We start from the raw sequence: 17,676 nt of genomic DNA on the forward strand, positions 1-17,676 counted from the left end.
AGGCGGCGCATTGTGGCAGGCAGTGAGCTGCGGACGGCGCGCCTCCTCCTCCGGCCTGTAAATTGGCCGGATATGGAGGATATGGCCCGCTTAAAGGCTGATGGTGCGGCCTTTGGCTCTATGCTGGGCGGGGTGCGGAGTCGTGCTCAAGCTGAGGCTGAGATGGCTGAGGATGTCGCCTTTTGGGCCGAGCGTGGCGTTGGTATTTTCTCCATCATCGAGCAGAATCGCTTTGTCGGGATGACGGGCGTGCATGAGCGGCCCGATGGGCGCGGGCTGGGCCTGCGCTTTGCGTTGTTCCCATGGGCATCAGGGCGGGGAATCGCACGGGAGGCCGCAGCTGTTGCTCTTAATTTTGTGTTGGATACGGGGATAGAGCGTGTTGTGGCGGTTGCGCGGGAAGATAATCGCGCTTCACGTCTTGTTTTGGGCAGTATTGGCATGAGCCTTCTTGACCAGTTCGAGCGGGACGGGCACATCATGCTAGTGTATGAAAGAAGACAGACGCCGTTCTATTGGTAAGGCCAGAGGGAGCAGCCCGGATGACAACGCGCATATTTATTGATGGCGAGGCTGGAACAACAGGGCTTGGGATTCGCCGCCGTATTGAGGCCGTAGCGGAACGTTATGCTCTGACTTTATTAAGCATTGACCCCGCTCGCCGGAAGGACCCTCAAGCCCGCCAAGAGCTTATGGCGCAGGCCGATATTACCGTGCTGTGTTTACCTGATGATGCCGCGCGTGAGGCTGTGGCCTTAGGGCACGGGACCAAGACGCGCTTTTTGGATGCGAGTACGGCTCATCGTGTGGATCCGGATTGGGTGTATGGCTTGCCAGAGCTGGATTCGACTCAACCAGAGCGTATCCGTAAAGCGCGGTTTGTGAGTAACCCCGGCTGTTATGCCACGGGGGCGATCGCGTTATTACGCCCGCTTGTGCAGGCGGGGATTATTCCGATGGATGCTCATATCTCCATCAATGCTGTTTCAGGGTATAGCGGCGGTGGTAAGGCGTTGATTGAGCAGCAAGAGGCGGAAGGTGGCCCGCCTTTCTTTTTATATGGCCTAAATCTACAACATAAACATTTACCGGAGATGACGCATTATAGCGGGTTGACGCGCAATCCGCTTTTTGTGCCGTCAGTGGGGCATTTCCCTCAAGGGATGATAGTGTCCATTCCTTTGCATCTTGTTTCTCTCCCCGGTGTCCCGATGATTGAGGATGTTACAGCGGCTTTGCAGGCTTTTTATAAGGATGCCCAAACAATCCGCGTTGTAGAGTCTGAGCCAAAATTAGCCGCTGATGCTCTTGCTGGCCGTGATGATATGGAGCTGCGGGTGAGCGGGCATAGCGGGCAGGCATTGTTGACAGCGCGGCTAGATAATTTAGGCAAGGGGGCATCAGGTGCAGCGATGCGTAATATCTTGTTGATGAGCGGGAAAGAGTGACCCGGTAAGATTTTTTCTCTTCACCTCTGGTCCTTTGTGGCGGAATCTTTTATAAGCGGGTCATCACCTGCGGATGAACGCAGGATAATATGAGCGAGAGTGGCGGAACTGGTAGACGCAGTCGGCTCAAAATCGACCGCCGCAAGGCATAGGGGTTCGAGTCCCCTCTTTCGCACCATCATTTCCCAAGCCGTTACGGGGCTTTGGGGCCGGGAAGCCGGTTATAATCGTACGTTTCTCCATCAGAATGTAAGATGAGGTCTTGTTGCCGGGCTGCGTGTAGAGCCTCTGGGGCGAGTTGATACCCCATCATCGTTAAAAGGATGTATTTCTCCATAAGTTGGGAGAATGTCCCATCAGTTTGGCGGAGTGCCTCGGCTTGCTGGCAATAAGAGGCATGATGTAGGCCTGCGAAATAGATAGGGATACGATATTGCTCTTGCCCGCCATCATAAACCCCATGCATGCCATTATCAGGTGAGGTGAGGATTTCCCCATGATCTGCGCTGTAGAGGAGCGTGCTATGGGGTAATGTCTGCTCCACCATCTGAAGAATCGTTGCGATGAGATGGTCCACATGATGGATGGCTTGGTCATAGCTCCCAGCACGGGGTAGGGCGTGCCGGTCCTCTGGGGTTGTTTTCTCCCGGTATGAAACGTGACTACCAATGAGATGGATAATAATAAAATGCCCCGCCGGCTCCTGCCGATAAATTTCTAATTGATGTTGGAGAGCAGGGAGGAGGCTCTCATCGTCATGTTCACGCACGGTGAGGGGGAGGGTGCTGTAATCGGGCCGAACGACCTGTTCACTAAAGCCGGAGAGATAGCCAATCGGACTATTATAGAGGGATGTCCCCTCATGGCTTCCTACCCATAAGGTTTTATAGCCATGGGCGCGAGCGAGTTCGATGAGGTTTTTCTCAGTCAGGATAGCGCGGCGGTCTTGCGGGGTGAGGAAGGAGATCATCATCGGCACAGCGTTATGCGTCATGTTGGCAGCAGAATGGGCGTTGCTCATGGCGCATAGTGCGCCTTGTGCGGCGAGGGTGCGGAGGTGTGGGGTCGTGTCCTGCTCTGTATAGCCATAAAGGCCGTGATGGCGTGCTGCGTCTGATTCCCCGATGATGAGGATGATGTTTTTCTCTCCTACAACACGCCCCGGCAGAATTGCGGAGTTTATGTGCTCATGCGGGGCAAAGGTGAGGCTATGGCGGTATGATTTTGTTTGCTGATAGCCTTGTTTAAGTGCGAAAATGGCGAGGGAATTACCAATAAAACCGGGAAGATTGATGTAAAAAGCGAGGTTTTTTGCAAAATACGGGCTGTTGACGTAACGATGATGCAGAGCATCATAGGTAATAGCGACATTATAATGTCCGGCAACATCGCGATTAAGAGGGCGATGTAAGGCAATGGTGAAGGTAAGCGCACAGCCTATAAAGCCGATTAAAGCATGGAGAGGGCGAAAACGCGCAGCTCGTGCTGTGGCGTATAGCACACCGCCTAGGAGCAAACTGGCGAGTAAAAAGGGCGTGATAGGGATTGTCCGCAGCATAGTGGCCGCATCGGCTCTATCCGTCCCGGCGATGGCCATACACATATCGTAGGTTATTTTGTGATAATGGATGATGATATAAAGATTGGCGATTATAAGGCTCGCTAATGGTACACTGAGGCAACATGCTAAAAAACGCCCGCAGGATAAAACGCATAGCGGTACAAAGAGGCTCGCAAGGCAGAAAGCCAATCTATGTTGTGCTAGCTCACAATTATTTGCGATAAAGAGGCTAAGGAGGAGGTAAAGCCCTAACCAAGCTAAGGTTATGAGACGCTTTGTGTGGCGGCGCGGCTGTTTTATCATGATGTGTGTCTTACGCAATCGGCGTTGTTCTGCCAATCATGCTTCGCTTATCTTGACCCCTCATGATGCGTGTGACACCTAAGAAAAGATGATCCTTTACCGTAATGATGGATAACCAACCCGTTATGCCCCCCGCTAAGCCTTCCCGCCGTCCGCAACGACCGTATTTCTCATCTGGCCCGTGCGTCAAACGCCCTGGCTGGACGCCTGATGCCCTTAAAGGGGCTTTTCTTGGGCGGTCTCATCGTGCGGCAGAAGGGCGCGCACGGCTGCATGAGGTGATAATGCGCTCTGCCTCTTTGCTTGGTATGCCAGAGGGTTGGCAACTTGGCATTGTCCCAGCCTCTGACACGGGGGCAGTGGAGATGATTTTGTGGGCCATAGCAGGGCAACGCGGTGTGGATGTCCTCTCTTTTGAGAGCTTCTCTGGCACATGGGCGCAGGATTTACGCGATGTCCTCGCATTAGATGACCTCCGCGTGTTGGAAGCCCCCTATGGCTCCCTGCCCGATATGACGCAGATTGATTGGTCGCGTGATGTTGTACTGACATGGAATGGCACAACCTCAGGTGTGTGCATCCCTTCGGTTGAGGCGGTGCCAGCCCAGCATGAAGGGTTGGTGATTTGCGATGCGACCTCGGCTGCGTTTGCGATGGACCTGCCATGGGAACGGTTGGACGTTGTGACATGGTCGTGGCAGAAGGCCCTTGGGGGGGAGGCAGCGCATGGCATGGTGGCACTCAGCCCTCGTGCCGTACAACGGTTGGAGGAGGGCAGCCAGCGGCCTTTGCCTAAGATTTTCCGCCTTACGAATAAAAAAGGGCTGAATGAGGCTATCTTCCGCGGCGATACAATCAACACCCCTTCCATGTTATGTGTGGAAGATGCGTTGGATAGCTTACGTTGGGCGGAATCCATTGGTGGTTTGGAGGCTCTGAAAGCACGGGCACGGAAGAATCTCGCCCTTGTGGAGGCATGGGTGGCTCAGCGTGATTGGGTGGCCTTCCTCAGCGCGACAAAAGAGACACGCTCTTGCACCTCTATTTGCTTAAAGATTACCGCACCGTGGTTTGAGGCTTTAGATGATGCCCAACGTTCTGCGGCGATTAAGAAGATGACCAGCCTTTTAGAGGCCGAGCAAGCGGGTTATGACCTTGCTGGTTATCGTGATGCCCCTGCCGGATTACGGATTTGGGGTGGGGCCACGGTTGAGGCAGAGGATATAGAGGCCCTCTTACCGTGGTTAGATTGGGCTTATGGGTGCGTTGCAGAAGAGGCCATGCGGGCATGATGGAGACACCAGATTTATCAAACCCGGCTTTGTTGCCTATGGGGTTTGTGGACCTCCTCCCCGTCGAGGCAGAGGCAGAGGCCCGCGGCCTTGCAGCGGTGATGGATGTATTCTCCTGCCATGGCTATGAGCGCGTCCGTCCCCCTTTGTTAGAGTTTGAGGCCTCATTGTTGAGTGGGTCCGGGGCGGCTTTGGCGGAGCAGAGCTTCCGTTTGTTAGATCCATCCTCGCATCGGATGATGGCATTGCGGCCGGATATGACAACGCAGATCGCCCGTATTGCAGCGGTGCGGATGCAGGATTGCCCGCGCCCGCTCCGTCTTTCTTATGCGGGGGATTGTGTGGTTATCGGCACGCCGGGGCGTGAGGGGCAGCGTCAAATCTCCCAAGCGGGGATAGAGCTTATCGGCCCTGATAAAGCCGAGGCCGATGCCGAGGTCATCGCTCTAGGGGCGGAGGCCCTTGCAAAATTGGGGATTGCTCATGTCTCTTTTGACCTTTCCATGCCTGTTATGGTTTGGAGCTTGATAGAGGATGGCTTTAGCGGGGCTGAGCGTGAGGCGATTATCCATGCGTTAGACCGGCGTGATGCCGCCGCCGTGCGGGAGCATGGTGGGGCATGGGCGGAGTTGCTTTTAGGGATGATGGATGCTGTTGGCCCGGCTCATATTGCGCTACAGAAGTTAGAGACGCTGACATTCCCTGATAAATTACGCCCTTTTGTGGCGCGTTTACGGGCAGATGTGGCAGCGATTTTAGCACGCCTACCTACGGCTCGTTTGACGGTGGACCCGGTCGATTTCCGAGGGTGGCGGTATCATACTGGAGTATGTGTAACGGTCTTTGCTCTACATTCTCGTGAGGAATTGGGACGTGGGGGGCGTTATCTCGCAGGGGATGAGCCAGCATGTGGGTTGACACTTCATCCCCATGCTTTTTTAAGGGTGGCAGAGCCACTACCACGGCGTAAACGCTGCCTTGTCCCCTCCTATATGGCACAGAAGGACTTGTCCAGCCTGCATGAGGCAGGCTATGCCACCATCGCATCGCTTGGGGAATCAAGTGCGATGGAGCAGGAGGCGCATCATTTACGGTGCAGTCATATCTGGAAAGATGAACAACCCACCCCCCTGCCGCGCTAATAAGCGGGTAGGGATCGTCATTATGAGACGTTGAAGGAAGAGCATTCTTATGGCCAATGTTACCGTAATCGGGACCCAGTGGGGCGATGAGGGTAAAGGCAAGATTGTGGACTGGCTGTCCAGCCGTGCCGATATTGTTGTGCGTTTTCAGGGTGGGCATAATGCCGGCCATACGCTGGTCGTTAATGATCAGGTGTATAAATTATCATTGCTGCCGTCTGGTTTAGTCGGGGGGAAGATTGGCGTCATCGGCAATGGTGTCGTTGTGGACCCCAAAGCTTTGATGAGCGAGATTGACCGCGTGACAGAGCAAGGCCTAACCGTCACGCCAGAAACACTCTGGATAGCCGAGACAGCTCCTTTGATTCTTCCTGTGCATGGGGCGTTGGATCGCGCGCGTGAGCAGGCTCGTGGTACCCATAAAATCGGCACGACAGGCCGCGGCATTGGCCCTGCTTATGAGGATAAAGTAGCTCGCCGTGCCATCCGCATTTGTGACCTGACCGAGCCTGACACGCTGGATTGGAAGATTGATGAGCTGTTGCTCCATCACAATACGCTTTTAGCCGGCTTGGGGGCAGAGACCTTCACAAAGGAGGCGATCCTCGCCTTCCTTAAAGAAATTACCCCGCGTTTGCTGCCTTATGCCTGCCGTGCGTGGGACCGTCTTGCCGAGGCCGACCGCGCTGGGAAGCGCATCCTGTTTGAGGGCGCACAAGCTGTCATGTTGGATGTGGACCACGGGACTTACCCCTTCGTGACCAGCTCCAACACAGTGGCGGCGATTGCTGCTTCTGGGAGCGGGATGAGCCCGAAATCGGTCGGTTTTGTGTTGGGGATTGCTAAGGCTTATACAACCCGTGTGGGGGAGGGGCCATTCCCGTCTGAATTATTTGATGATGTCGGCAAAGGCATGGCCGAGCGCGGGCGTGAGTTTGGCACTGTGACAGGCCGCCCACGCCGTTGTGGTTGGTTTGATGCGGCCATGGTCCGCCGGGCCGTGCGCGTTGGGGGCGTAAGTGGTGTTGCGCTAACAAAGCTGGACATCCTCGATGGTATGAAAGAGGTCTCCATTTGCGTTGGGTATGAGCTAGATGGGCAGAGGATAGAGCACTTCCCCTCCGCACCGGGTGCGCAGGCCCGTGTGAAGCCAGTTTTGGAGACCATGCCGGGTTGGGATGAAACAACAGGCGGTGCGCGTTCTTGGGCGGAACTCCCTGCCCAGGCGATTAAATATGTGCGCCGGATTGAGGAATTGATTGGCGCGCCTGTTACGCTGCTTTCCACCAGCCCGGAACGTGAGGATACAATTTTGGTAACAGACCCATTTGAGGGTTGAATGGCCGGGATTGTGTTATGTGAGTGCCAGCCCGTTGCATAACTGGGCTGGTATGGCATGAATCTCCTATTGAGAGGAATTGTAAGTTCGATGCGGAAATTATTATGTGCAGGGGCGATGGCTCTTGTGCTGGCAGGCTGTTCATCCTACGGCAACCGGGCCATTAAGAATGAGACGGCTGCAACGATTGATCAAAAAATCCAAGATGGTGTGACAACCAAGGATCAGGTTAAGACCATGTTTGGTGACCCGCTGGAGATTAATTACACTGATGGCGGTCGTGAGGTCTGGAAGTACGAGTTTAAAACCCTGCACGAGAATGGGGAGAATTACATTCCCTATTACTCAGCTTTCTCTAATGGTAGGCATGGTAAAGCCAAAACAGTGCTGCTTATTTTTGATGATAAAGGGCATGTTTGGCACCATACATTTGCGGAATCCAAGATTTCCACCCATAGCGGCGTAGCTGACTAATCCTTCTTTTTAAGAGAGTAGGATGAAAAAAGGAGTGCCCGTCATGGAGGCACTCCTTTTTTAATGTCATATCCTTTTATCAATAGGGGTGGTTATTGCGTTGGTACGTCACCCACTAAGCCACGGGCATAATCAGTAGCGGAGAAGGGGCGGAGGTCCTCTGCCTGTTCGCCAACACCAACGAGATGAACCGGCAACTTAAATTGCTCGGCCAAGGCGACCACAATACCCCCACGGGCAGAGCCATCCAGCTTAGTGACGACTAACCCACTGACATTGACGAGGTCGCGAAAGACGCGCACTTGCTCTAGGGCGTTTTGGCCTGTTGTGGCATCTAGGACAAGCAACACACTATGGGGGGCTGTGGGGTCAAACTTCTGCATCACGCGGATGATTTTGGCCAATTCATCCATTAAAGCTTGGCGGTTATGCAATCGCCCAGCTGTATCAACAAGGAGAAGGTCGGCTTGCTCTTCTGTTGCGCGCTTTAGCCCGTCATAAGCAAGGCCTGCGGCATCTCCTCCCGCCTTGCCCGCTATAACAGGTGAGTGCGTGCGCTCCCCCCAGATTTGGAGCTGCTCTACCGCCGCCGCGCGGAAGGTATCGCCGGCCACCATCATCACGGATTTCCCCTCTTGATGATAATGATGTGCGATTTTGCCAATGGTTGTCGTCTTGCCCACACCATTAACACCCACTACCAGCACAACATGGGGCTTTTTTGTGGTGTCTAGCGCAAAGGGGCGGGCCACAGGCTCCAACACGCGAGAGATTTCTGCGGCGAGGGTCTGGCGGATTTCCTCTGGGGTAATATCCTCCCCAAAGCTTTTCTGGCGGAACTGCTCTATAATCCGCTCCGCAACTGCCGGGCCCAGATCAGCCGCAATCAGCTCATCTTCCAATTCTTCAAGAGTGGCATCATCAAGTTGCCGTTTTACAAACACCGCATTAAGGCGCGCGCTTGAACGGGAGAGACCCTGTTTGAGTCGTGAGAAAAATCCAGCCATAGCAGACGACTTGGTGTGAGAAAGGGGGAGCCGTCAAGCCCTCCCTAGAGGATTTCTGCCAATAAAAGACCATCCTGCACCTTTAGGATGCGGATGCGCTCTAACCGCCCGCGTTGAGTAGGGGGCATGTTTTGTGGGGCAGAGGTGAGGGTAAAGGCGGCGAATTCTGGCGTATGGCCGCTTGTGGGGCTTTCCATAAGGACTGTTTTTTCCTGTCCAATAAAGCGGTGGAGGAACTGCTCTCTCACCTCATGGCCTAAGTGGCGAAGTTTCGCTGCACGTTCTTGGCGAATGGCACGCGGAATAGAGGGCATGCGTGCTGCTGGCGTGTCAGGTCGTTCGCTATAGGGAAAGACATGGAGGAAAGGGATAGCCTGCTCGGCGAGGAACTCATATGTCTCTTGGAATAACGTCTCCGTCTCCGTTGGGAAGCCCGCAATCACATCCGCCCCAAAGCCTGCATCAGGCCGCAAGCGGCGCACATGCTGCACTAACTTTGCGACATCCTGCGTATTATGGCGGCGTTTCATGCGTTTGAGGATGAGGTCCGACCCCGCTTGGAGCGATAAATGCAGATGCGGCATAAAGCGTGGCTCATCAGCGATGAGCTGCCATAAAGCATGGTCGCCTTCTTTAGGGGTAAGAATCATGGGGTCGATGGAGGAAAGCCGCAAACGGGCAATCTCTGGCACTTCATCCAAAAGATGACGGCAGAGCTGCCCCAACCCCTGTCCCCCATGCTGCCATGAGGCAATATCCACCCCTGTAAGGACAATCTCACAATGCCCTGCCTTTGTCAGGGCACGCGCTTTGGGGATGATGTCCGCTAAGGGCATAGAGGTCGATTGCCCCCGCCCAGCTGGAATCACGCAGAAAGTGCAATCATTATCGCAGCCTTGCTGTACTTGCAGTAACGCCCGAATATAGCGGGAAGGCGGTGGGGTGCGACCTGCCTCCTCCGGCAAACCCCATGTGGAGGGATGTGTCTTTTCCGTATTGGGGATAACCTTCGCAACACCGGGTAAAGCGGCCCAAGCCTCTGCTGCACGCTCGGAGGCACATCCAGTTACAATGATGCGCGCTGAGGGATTCTCCCGATGAGCGCGGCGAATAGCCTGCCGGGCTTGCCGCTCGGCCTCGGCTGTAACAGTGCAGCTATTGACGATGATGGTGTGCCCCTCTTGCCCTAACCCCTGTCGGGCAAGATGTTCCATCGCGTCACTTTCATGCGCATTTAGGCGGCAGCCAAAGGTGAGAAGTGTAACACTCATAGGGCGGGGGCCTGTCCCTCTGCCAGCCATGTCTCATCTAACGTACCGGTGAACACATGTTGGGCGGGGCCTGTCATGAGCACATAGTCATCATCCTGCCATGTGATGGTGAGAGAGCCACATTCCATACTGACAAGGCAGGTCCGTTCCACAAGGCCGCGCCGAGCAGCATTGACAACAGCCGCACAGGCACCAGAGCCACAAGCAAGGGTCAGCCCCGCTCCGCGCTCCCACACACGCAAGCGCAGATGGGTGGGGGATTGTATGTCCGCAAAGCCGATATTGGCACGCTCGGGAAAGAGCGGGTCCGTCTCCAAAACAGGGCCAAGTGTGGCGGCATCTTCGATAGAACGAAAGAGCGTGAGATGGGGATTGCCCATAGAGCATGCAGCCCCATCATAAAGGGGGAGATGGGCTGTATCACACGCATTGGCGAGGGGGATGCTCTGCCAGTCCAGATGAGGCTTACCCATGAGGACAGAAACAAGCCCGTCTGTTTGTGATGTGGGGAGGAGGCCATTTTGGGTTTGTAATGTAGGGTTCCCCCCTAATAAGGCCGCAACACAGCGGGAGGCATTACCACACGCCCCCGCCTCTGACCCATCAGGGTTGAAGAAGCGGACCAACACATCCGCCCCGGCGCGTGTGGGCGGGGAGAGCGTGACGAGCTGGTCACAGCCAATGCCGCGTTGGCGGTTACATAAACGGCTTATCAAGGTGGAGGGCAGGGTAAGGGGGGTCCTTCTGCCATCAAGAATGACAAAATCATTCCCTAATCCGTGCATTTTCGTAAAGGACATGCCCATAAGGCCCTCCTAGAGATGGATGAGATGGCTCTCTTTTATAAGCTTGTGGGGCTGGGGTAAAATGCCCCGTTATAGTGAGCGCATTTTTTCTTTATCTATGATAATGACCGACCTAGCGAGTAAAGGAAGGGAGCACCGTGCAAGGCTTACACGAGAAAGCATTTACACAAGCCTCAGCCGAGCCAGATAAAAGCTTCTGGGCCCGGCAGGATTTAGATTCATTAATGGATATGGGCGCGCGTACAGCCATTACAGCCCTGTATCGTACAGCCCTACCAGTAGGGGGGCGTAGTTTAGACCTTATGTGCGGGGCGATGAGCCATTTGCCAGAGGATGCGACCTTCCAAGAGTTCATCGGGATTGATGTTCATAAAGCCGCCTTGCAGGCGAATCCTGCATTAACGTCCTTTAAGGAGCAGGACCTCAACCAAGATACATCCCTACCATTTGATGATGCGAGTTTTGATGGGGCGTTGCTATGTGATGGCATGGCGTATCTCACTAAGCCACAACAGGTTTTGGAGGAGATACGCCGCATCCTCCGCCCCGGTGCCCCGCTGATTATCAGTTTTTCCGACAGATTCGTCCCTGCCAAAGCCGTGGCCATTTGGCAAGCGTTGGAGCCAGAGGACCGCGTACGCCTCACCAGCGCATTAATGCAGCGTGCAGGCTTTGTGGAGCTTGATACAGGCGAGGTTGTCCCCCCAGAAGACCTTACTGCATGGCAAGATACTGTACATGCTGTGATAGGCCGCTGCCCCGCTGGAAGTTGAAGCGGACGCGCTGCTTTTTAATTTGGTGGTGATCTTCTCTGGCTTTGTGGCAGGTAAAGGAGTATTTACCGCTTTTCTAGCTGTTATATTTTGGTTCGTAACAGCCCGTGTATGACCGAGTGTTCTTTGACGATGCCTTTTCCCGATACCCATCCCGCCTTAACTCGCGCCCTCGCAACGCGTGGCTATGAGCAGCCAACGCCCGTGCAAGAGGCCGTATTAGAGCCAGCGTTGGAGGGGCGGGACCTGCTCGTCTCCGCACAAACAGGCTCCGGCAAGACGGTTGCTTTTGGTCTAGCCTTCTCCTCCGATTTATTGGGTGAGGGGGACCAGATGGCCCCTGCAAAAGCACCGCTTGCTTTAGTCATCGCCCCTACGCGGGAGCTTGCTATGCAAGTGCAGGCAGAGCTTTCTTGGCTATATGGTGAGACGGGCGCGCGTATTGCGAGCTGCATCGGCGGGACAGATGCCCGCCGGGAAGCCCGCGCCCTTACCAGTGGGGCGCATATTGTTGTTGGCACACCGGGGCGGCTTTGTGACCATCTCTCCCGTGGTAAGCTCAATCTCGCAGCTTTGCGCGTTGTCGTGCTGGATGAAGCTGATGAGATGTTGGATATGGGCTTCCGGGAGGAGTTAGAACAACTTCTGGACGCCTCCCCTAAGGACCGCCGCACCCTTTTATTCTCCGCCACCATCGCGCGGGAAATTGCCTCTCTGGCACGGCGTTATCAAAAAGAGGCTAAGCGGATTGATACCGTCTCCGGCCAAAAGCAACATGCCGATATCACCCATCGTTGCGTGGTTACAGCCCCGCAAGAGGTGGAGCGGTCGCTCGTTAATGTGCTGCGTTATTATGAGAGCCAAACCGCTATGGTGTTCTGCAATACGCGGCTTTTGGTGAATCAGGTGCAAGCCGCCTTGCTAGAGCGTGGCTTTGCCTCGGTCGCCATTTCTGGCGAAATGGGTCAGAATGAGCGTTCCCGCGCGATTGAGAGCCTACGCTCTGGGGCAGCGCGTGTATGCGTGGCAACGGATGTCGCAGCGCGTGGGATTGATGTCCCCGCTTTGGGGCTTGTTGTGCATGCGAGCGTGCCTTCATCCTCCGATACCTTCTTGCATCGCTCTGGTCGGACAGGCCGTGCAGGGCGTAAGGGGGTGAGCGTGTTGATGGTGCCGTTTAACCAACGGCGCAAAGCGGAGCGCGTGCTCGCCCAAGCTCGCGTTAAAGCAGAGTGGGAGCCTGTCCCTACAGCAGAAGCCATTGCCGAGAAAGACGCTCAACGTTTGTTAGAAGACCCGATCTTGACAGGCGAGGTTGATGCCTCTGTCCCAGAGGAGATTGTGGCAAAGTTAGTCGAGCAGTTTGATGCCGCTCATTTAGCCCGTGCGTTAGTGGGCTTTCATAAAGCGCATCTACCGCGCGTGGAGCATATTCGTCCCGTCTCGGTGGAGCCTCCAACTCGTGGGGCGGTGCGCGAGGGCACGGGCCGTGGGCATGATATGTCCGGTTCGTGGTTCCGCCTTGGTGTGGGCCGTAGCGAGAAGGCTGACCCTAAATGGTTGATCCCTCTCATTTGCCGCCTCGGTGGGGTGCAGAAGCGCGATATTGGCAGCATCCGCATCCAGCAAGAGGATACGTTGTTCCAGATTTCTGATGAAAAAGTCGCGCGGTTTAATGCCTGTCGCGCTGGGGCGGATAAGGATGAAGTCACTATCGAGCCTGCCGAGGCCCCCGCTGGTGGGGCAGGCCCGCGCCGTGGGCGTGGTGGCCCGCCGGGCCGCCGTTTTGGGGCCCCGAAAGGACGTTTTGGCGGCCCCGGCGGTGGGGGGCGTCGTGAGGGGCGGGAAGGACGAGAGGGCCGCAGTGGTCCCCCGTCTTCAAAGCGTCGTTCTGGCCCCGCGCGTAATGGGGAGAAATCCTCCCGCCGCCGTAGCTGATGTCATAAGGGAGGGGGCTTACCCCTCCTTTTTGATGACCGCTAAACCACCCGATGCTTGGCAGACAGGCATAATCTCTAAATGATTTACATTCATATGGGCGGGGAGGTTAATCAACCATGAGACGGTCTCGGCAATATCAGCAGGCATGAGTGGCGTTGCATTTTCATAAACAGCGCGGGCTTTGGCATCGTCACGCAAACGCACATTGCTAAACTCACTACCGCCTACAAGACCGGGCTCAATAGTTGTGCTGCGTAAGGCCGTGCCGAGCAGGTCTGTGCGTAGATTCTTCATAAATTGGGCAACGAAGGCTTTTGTCGCCCCATAAACATTCCCCCCGCGATATGCGTAATGCCCTGCCGTACTGCCGATGGAGATAATATAACCACGGTTACGCGCCACCATACCCGGCAAGATTGCGTGGGTAATTCCCACAAGGCCGGAGATGTTGGTGCCAATCATGGTCTCCCAATCCTCAATGGAGGACTCTTGGGCAGGGGTTACACCCAAAGCAAGACCGGCATTATTGATGAGGACATCAATAGCCCGCCATTCCTCTGGCAAGCTGTCTGGTAGAGCGCGCAGGGCGGCATGGTCCTGCATATCTAATGTGAGGGGGAGAAAGTGCGCGCCCAATTCTTTATGGAGGGCAGCGAGTCGCTCACCCCGGCGGCCTGTCCCGATGACACGATGCCCTTCTTTAACAAGGCGCGTGGCTATTGTACGGCCAAAGCCTGCCGTAGCCCCTGTGACGAGAATAATCTGTGATGGCGACATAGTGCGCACTCCGCTCTATGATGTGTAAGAAACAGCACCATATCTTATTATGATGGCTGCTCATATTGTTTGTAAGAGGTGTTCATGCCGATTCTTGCCCCTCATGAGATATTGACGGACCGTTTGCTCATTGCCAGCCCTGTTTTGGCGGGGACGGAGTTTGCTCAAACCGTCATTTATCTCTGCGCGCACTCTGCGGAGGCTGGGGCGATGGGGATGATTGTTAATCGCCGTCTCACCCACCCAGATATTGGCGAGCTGCTCAGACAGCTTGATGTCTCACCCAACCCACCACAACGCTTATTTGGTGTCGGTGTTGGTGGGCCGGTAGAGCCAGGACGTGGCTTTGTCCTCCACACTCCCACCTCTTTAGGCGAGCAAGGGGCTAAGCGTCGTCTCTCCGTTCTGGCGGAAGAAGGCCCCGTGGCAGAGGTCAGCGCAAGCCTTGAGATGATTAAAGAGCTCGCCGCAGGGCGGGGGCCAGAGCAAGCTATGCTCCTTCTTGGTCATGCAGCATGGGCGGCCGGACAGTTGGAGGAGGAGATTCTCCACGGCAATGCGTGGTATGTCGCCCCGGCACAGGCCGATATTATCTTTGACGTGGACCCTTCCTCAAAATGGCAACGCGCTTTAGCCAGCGTAGGGCTGGAGCCCGCTTCACTCTCTGCATCTGTAGGGGAGGCCTAAGCGTAACACGCAAAGCTGCCCTTCCATTGCCATAAGCCTCATTTCGGCTCACATAATTGATGCGGGGATAATCTCGGAACGCCCTCTTGAAATAGGCGTCATCGTGCCTAAATTTTAGGCACAGCATGTCGCCATAATGGGGCAGGCTGGACATTCATCGCTGCCAAAAATGGGGCGAGACGGAGAGGCAAGATTATGGATATTCAGAAGTTTACAGAGCGGAGCCAAGGCTTCATTCAAGCGGCTCAGACCATTGCTCTGCGTGATTATCACCAGCAATTAACGCCAGAGCATTTGCTCAAGGCCCTGTTGGATGACGAGCAAGGGGCCGCTGCGGGCCTGATTCGTGCAGCAGGGGGTGACCCTAAATCTGTTCAACACGCTAATGATGCCGCCTTGGCGAAATTGCCAACCGTGCAAGGCAGTGGGGCGTCACAACCTCAACCAACACCGGATTTTGTACGCGTCTTAGATGGTGCAGAGGCTGCTGCCAAAGCCGCCGGTGATAGCTATGTCGCGCAGGACCGTCTTTTAGCGGGCATTGCTGCGAGCAAAACCCCCGCCGGGGAGGCTCTGCGGCAGGGCAAAGCGTCCGCTCAAGCGTTGGAAGGGGCCATTGCCGCTGTACGCAAAGGCCGTACAGTTGATTCAGCTTCGGCTGAAAATAACTTCGATGCGTTGAAGAAATATGCGCGCGATGTCACAGCCCAAGCGCAGGAAGGTAAGCTGGACCCCGTCATCGGGCGTGATGAGGAGATTCGCCGTGCTATCCAAGTGCTGGCACGCCGCAGCAAGAACAACCCGGTACTGATTGGCGAACCCGGCGTTGGTAAGACCGCCATTGTGGAGGGGCTGGCTCTACGCATCGTCAATGGCGATGTGCCAGAGGCTTTGCGCAATAAGAAGCTGCTTTCCCTTGATATGGGCGCATTGATTGCCGGTGCGAAATATCAAGGTGAGTTTGAAGAACGTCTGAAGGCCGTCCTCAAAGAAATTGAAAGTGCCGAGGGGCAAATCATCCTCTTTATTGATGAGATGCACACCCTTGTTGGGGCCGGTCGCTCTAGCGGGGCGATGGATGCTTCCAACCTCATCAAGCCAGAACTCGCCCGCGGTGTGTTGCACTGCCTTGGGGCCACAACGCTGGATGAATACCGCAAATATATCGAGAAGGATGCCGCCCTCGCACGCCGCTTCCAGCCGGTTTTTGTGGGTGAGCCCTCTGTGGCGGATACAATCTCCATCCTGCGCGGGATTAAGGAGAAGTACGAGCTGCATCATGGGGTGCGGATTACCGATAACGCTTTGGTCTCAGCTGCCACGCTGTCCAACCGCTACATCACGGACCGCTTCCTCCCCGATAAAGCTATCGACCTGATTGACGAGGCCGCGAGCCGCCTGCGGATGCAAATCGACAGCAAGCCCGAGGCTTTGGACGAGCTAGACCGCCGCATCATCCAGCTCAAGATTGAGCGTGAGGCGATTCGCAAAGAGGATGACACAGCCTCTCGTGAGCGGCTCGAAGCGTTGGAGGCGGAGCTTGCCGACCTACAAGAGAAGTCCGATGCGATGAGTGCAGCGTGGCATGCGGAGAAAGACCGCATGAACGCTGTGCAGAAATATAAGGAAGAACTCGACCATGCACGCTCAGAGGTTGAGGTTGCGCAACGTCAGGGGAATCTCCAACGGGCCTCTGAGTTGATGTATAGCCGCATCCCTGAGCTAGAGCGTCAGATTGAGCAAGCCCAGCAGGCTGAAGCACAAGCGGATGAAACCGGCCTTTTTGCCGATACGGTGACAGACCAGGGCATCGCTGCGGTTGTCTCCCGTTGGACAGGTGTGCCCGTGGACCGGATGCTAGAAGGTGAGCGGTCCAAACTCATGCGTATGGAATCCGTCTTGCGGGAGCGTGTCGTAGGGCAGGAATCAGCCTTGGTTGCTGTCTCTAACGCAGTGCGTCGTGCGCGTGCGGGCTTGCAGGACCCCAACCGCCCGATTGGTTCCTTCTTGTTCCTCGGCCCTACCGGTGTGGGTAAAACCGAGCTTGCCAAGACGCTCGCGCAGTTCCTCTTTGATGATGAACGCGCCTTGCTGCGGATTGATATGAGCGAGTTTATGGAGAAGCACTCCGTCTCTCGTCTCATCGGGGCCCCTCCGGGCTATGTCGGTTATGATGAAGGCGGTGTGTTGACCGAGGCCGTACGGCGTCGTCCTTATCAGGTCATCCTCTTTGACGAGGTGGAGAAAGCGCATGAGGATGTTTTTAACATCTTACTTCAGGTGCTTGATGATGGCCGTCTGACAGACGGGCAAGGCCGTGTGGTGGATTTCCGCAATACCATCATCGTGCTGACGAGCAATCTCGGCTCTGAGATTCTAGCGCATCAGAAGGATGGCGAATCCACCGAGTCCGTTCGTAATGAGGTGATGGAGGTTGTCCGGGCGCATTTCCGGCCGGAGTTCCTTAATCGTCTGGACGAAATCATCCTGTTCTCCCGTCTCCAACGGGCCGATATGGGGCAAATTGTGGAGATTCAGCTTGGGCGCCTGCGGCATCTTCTGGCTGATCGCAAAATCACCCTCTCTTTGGATGATAAAGCACGGGAGTGGATGGCCGAGGCTGGGTATGATCCCGTCTATGGTGCGCGCCCATTAAAGCGGGTCATCCAGCGTGAGTTACAGAATCCTCTTGCGGGCCTCCTGTTAGAAGGGACCATCCATGATGGGGATGAGGTGACAATCTCCGCTAATGAGCAAGGGTTGCTCATAAATGGACATGCCACCGCTCAGAGCTAAGCGGAGGAGGTAACTTGGTAAAAAACCGCCCGTTTTGGGCGGTTTTTTTATTTTTGAGC

15 protein-coding genes and 1 tRNA gene are annotated in these 17,676 nt (G+C 55.4%); 11 read left to right on the forward strand and 5 right to left on the reverse strand.

Features of this window, described 5'->3' with window-relative positions; genetic code table 11:
• Positions 1–12 precede the first annotated feature (12 nt).
• From NQF89_RS08010 to NQF89_RS08020, 3 genes are all read left to right on the forward strand, one after another.
• A complete protein-coding gene (locus NQF89_RS08010) occupies positions 13–522 on the forward strand; it encodes a GNAT family N-acetyltransferase (protein WP_266137920.1) in 510 nt (169 codons plus the stop codon).
• 20 nt (positions 523–542) lie between these two features.
• Positions 543–1,448: an N-acetyl-gamma-glutamyl-phosphate reductase gene (argC, locus tag NQF89_RS08015; protein WP_155573864.1), complete on the forward strand. Its 906-nt coding sequence runs from the start codon at positions 543–545 to the stop codon at positions 1,446–1,448.
• Between the two features lie 93 nt (positions 1,449–1,541).
• Positions 1,542–1,626 (forward strand) — tRNA-Leu (locus NQF89_RS08020).
• A 15-nt stretch (positions 1,627–1,641) separates the two neighbouring features.
• Here the strand turns inward: NQF89_RS08020 and NQF89_RS08025 are convergent.
• Entirely contained in the window at positions 1,642–3,312 is a 1,671-nt protein-coding gene (locus NQF89_RS08025) for a phosphoethanolamine transferase (protein WP_266137921.1), read from the reverse strand.
• Positions 3,313–3,419: 107 nt separating this feature from the next.
• Here NQF89_RS08025 and NQF89_RS08030 point away from each other — a divergent pair, with 107 nt between their 5' ends.
• From NQF89_RS08030 to NQF89_RS08045, 4 genes are all read left to right on the forward strand, one after another.
• A complete protein-coding gene (locus tag NQF89_RS08030) occupies positions 3,420–4,604 on the forward strand; it encodes a phosphoserine transaminase (protein ID WP_266137926.1) in 1,185 nt (394 codons plus the stop codon).
• A complete protein-coding gene (locus NQF89_RS08035) occupies positions 4,601–5,746 on the forward strand; it encodes an ATP phosphoribosyltransferase regulatory subunit (RefSeq protein WP_266137922.1) in 1,146 nt (381 codons plus the stop codon). Before NQF89_RS08030 ends, NQF89_RS08035 begins: the two co-directional genes overlap by 4 nt.
• A gap of 49 nt (positions 5,747–5,795) precedes the next feature.
• Positions 5,796–7,085 (forward strand): adenylosuccinate synthase, encoded by a 1,290-nt coding sequence (locus NQF89_RS08040; RefSeq protein ID WP_155573861.1) that lies wholly within the window; start codon positions 5,796–5,798, stop codon positions 7,083–7,085.
• A gap of 90 nt (positions 7,086–7,175) precedes the next feature.
• Positions 7,176–7,559: a hypothetical protein gene (locus NQF89_RS08045; protein WP_266137923.1), complete on the forward strand. Its 384-nt coding sequence runs from the start codon at positions 7,176–7,178 to the stop codon at positions 7,557–7,559.
• A 92-nt stretch (positions 7,560–7,651) separates the two neighbouring features.
• Here the strand turns inward: NQF89_RS08045 and ftsY are convergent, their stop codons facing one another.
• Genes ftsY through dapF form a run of 3 tightly spaced genes read right to left on the reverse strand, consistent with a single transcriptional unit; the run spans position 7,652 to position 10,643 of the window.
• Positions 7,652–8,566, reverse strand: coding sequence for a signal recognition particle-docking protein FtsY (gene ftsY / locus NQF89_RS08050; RefSeq protein ID WP_155573860.1), 915 nt, complete (start codon positions 8,564–8,566; stop codon positions 7,652–7,654).
• Positions 8,567–8,610: 44 nt separating this feature from the next.
• Positions 8,611–9,837 (reverse strand): MiaB/RimO family radical SAM methylthiotransferase, encoded by a 1,227-nt coding sequence (locus tag NQF89_RS08055; RefSeq protein ID WP_266137924.1) that lies wholly within the window; start codon positions 9,835–9,837, stop codon positions 8,611–8,613.
• On the reverse strand, positions 9,834–10,643 hold the full coding sequence (gene dapF, locus NQF89_RS08060) for a diaminopimelate epimerase (RefSeq protein WP_155573858.1): 810 nt from the start codon (positions 10,641–10,643) through the stop codon (positions 9,834–9,836). Before dapF ends, NQF89_RS08055 begins: the two co-directional genes overlap by 4 nt.
• Positions 10,644–10,780: 137 nt before the next feature.
• Here dapF and NQF89_RS08065 point away from each other — a divergent pair, with 137 nt between their 5' ends.
• Positions 10,781–11,416 (forward strand): class I SAM-dependent methyltransferase, encoded by a 636-nt coding sequence (locus NQF89_RS08065; protein WP_266107068.1) that lies wholly within the window; start codon positions 10,781–10,783, stop codon positions 11,414–11,416.
• Positions 11,417–11,548: 132 nt separating this feature from the next.
• Positions 11,549–13,354, forward strand: coding sequence for a DEAD/DEAH box helicase (locus NQF89_RS08070; RefSeq protein ID WP_266137927.1), 1,806 nt, complete (start codon positions 11,549–11,551; stop codon positions 13,352–13,354).
• An 18-nt stretch (positions 13,355–13,372) separates the two neighbouring features.
• Here the strand turns inward: NQF89_RS08070 and NQF89_RS08075 are convergent, their stop codons facing one another.
• Positions 13,373–14,134 (reverse strand): SDR family NAD(P)-dependent oxidoreductase, encoded by a 762-nt coding sequence (locus NQF89_RS08075; RefSeq protein ID WP_155573857.1) that lies wholly within the window; start codon positions 14,132–14,134, stop codon positions 13,373–13,375.
• 84 nt (positions 14,135–14,218) lie between these two features.
• On the opposite strand from NQF89_RS08075, the gene NQF89_RS08080 reads away from it, so the two are divergent.
• Positions 14,219–14,821, forward strand: a complete 603-nt coding sequence (locus tag NQF89_RS08080) for a YqgE/AlgH family protein (RefSeq protein ID WP_099027405.1) — start codon at positions 14,219–14,221, stop codon at positions 14,819–14,821.
• A 195-nt stretch (positions 14,822–15,016) separates the two neighbouring features.
• The gene (gene clpB / locus NQF89_RS08085; RefSeq protein ID WP_155573856.1) at positions 15,017–17,617 is read left to right on the forward strand and encodes an ATP-dependent chaperone ClpB; all 2,601 of its coding nucleotides are present in this window, start codon (positions 15,017–15,019) and stop codon (positions 17,615–17,617) included.
• Positions 17,618–17,676: the final 59 nt, after the last annotated feature.

The sequence above is a fragment of the Bombella pollinis genome (genome assembly GCF_026385485.1).
Classification (GTDB): domain Bacteria; phylum Pseudomonadota; class Alphaproteobacteria; order Acetobacterales; family Acetobacteraceae; genus Bombella; species Bombella pollinis.

What these genes read in the sequence shown, in the direction of transcription:
- argC (WP_155573864.1), top strand. Translation starts at nt 543, where the DNA reads ATGACAACGCGCATATTTATTGATGGCGAGGCTGGAACAACAGGGCTT.
- NQF89_RS08025 (WP_266137921.1), bottom strand. Translation starts at nt 3,312, where the DNA reads ATGATAAAACAGCCGCGCCGCCACACAAAGCGTCTCATAACCTTAGCT.
- NQF89_RS08030 (WP_266137926.1), top strand. Translation starts at nt 3,420, where the DNA reads ATGGATAACCAACCCGTTATGCCCCCCGCTAAGCCTTCCCGCCGTCCG.
- NQF89_RS08035 (WP_266137922.1), top strand. Translation starts at nt 4,601, where the DNA reads ATGATGGAGACACCAGATTTATCAAACCCGGCTTTGTTGCCTATGGGG.
- NQF89_RS08040 (WP_155573861.1), top strand. Translation starts at nt 5,796, where the DNA reads ATGGCCAATGTTACCGTAATCGGGACCCAGTGGGGCGATGAGGGTAAA.
- NQF89_RS08045 (WP_266137923.1), top strand. Translation starts at nt 7,176, where the DNA reads ATGCGGAAATTATTATGTGCAGGGGCGATGGCTCTTGTGCTGGCAGGC.
- ftsY (WP_155573860.1), bottom strand. Translation starts at nt 8,566, where the DNA reads ATGGCTGGATTTTTCTCACGACTCAAACAGGGTCTCTCCCGTTCAAGC.
- NQF89_RS08055 (WP_266137924.1), bottom strand. Translation starts at nt 9,837, where the DNA reads ATGAGTGTTACACTTCTCACCTTTGGCTGCCGCCTAAATGCGCATGAA.
- dapF (WP_155573858.1), bottom strand. Translation starts at nt 10,643, where the DNA reads ATGGGCATGTCCTTTACGAAAATGCACGGATTAGGGAATGATTTTGTC.
- NQF89_RS08070 (WP_266137927.1), top strand. Translation starts at nt 11,549, where the DNA reads ATGCCTTTTCCCGATACCCATCCCGCCTTAACTCGCGCCCTCGCAACG.
- NQF89_RS08075 (WP_155573857.1), bottom strand. Translation starts at nt 14,134, where the DNA reads ATGTCGCCATCACAGATTATTCTCGTCACAGGGGCTACGGCAGGCTTT.
- NQF89_RS08080 (WP_099027405.1), top strand. Translation starts at nt 14,219, where the DNA reads ATGCCGATTCTTGCCCCTCATGAGATATTGACGGACCGTTTGCTCATT.
- clpB (WP_155573856.1), top strand. Translation starts at nt 15,017, where the DNA reads ATGGATATTCAGAAGTTTACAGAGCGGAGCCAAGGCTTCATTCAAGCG.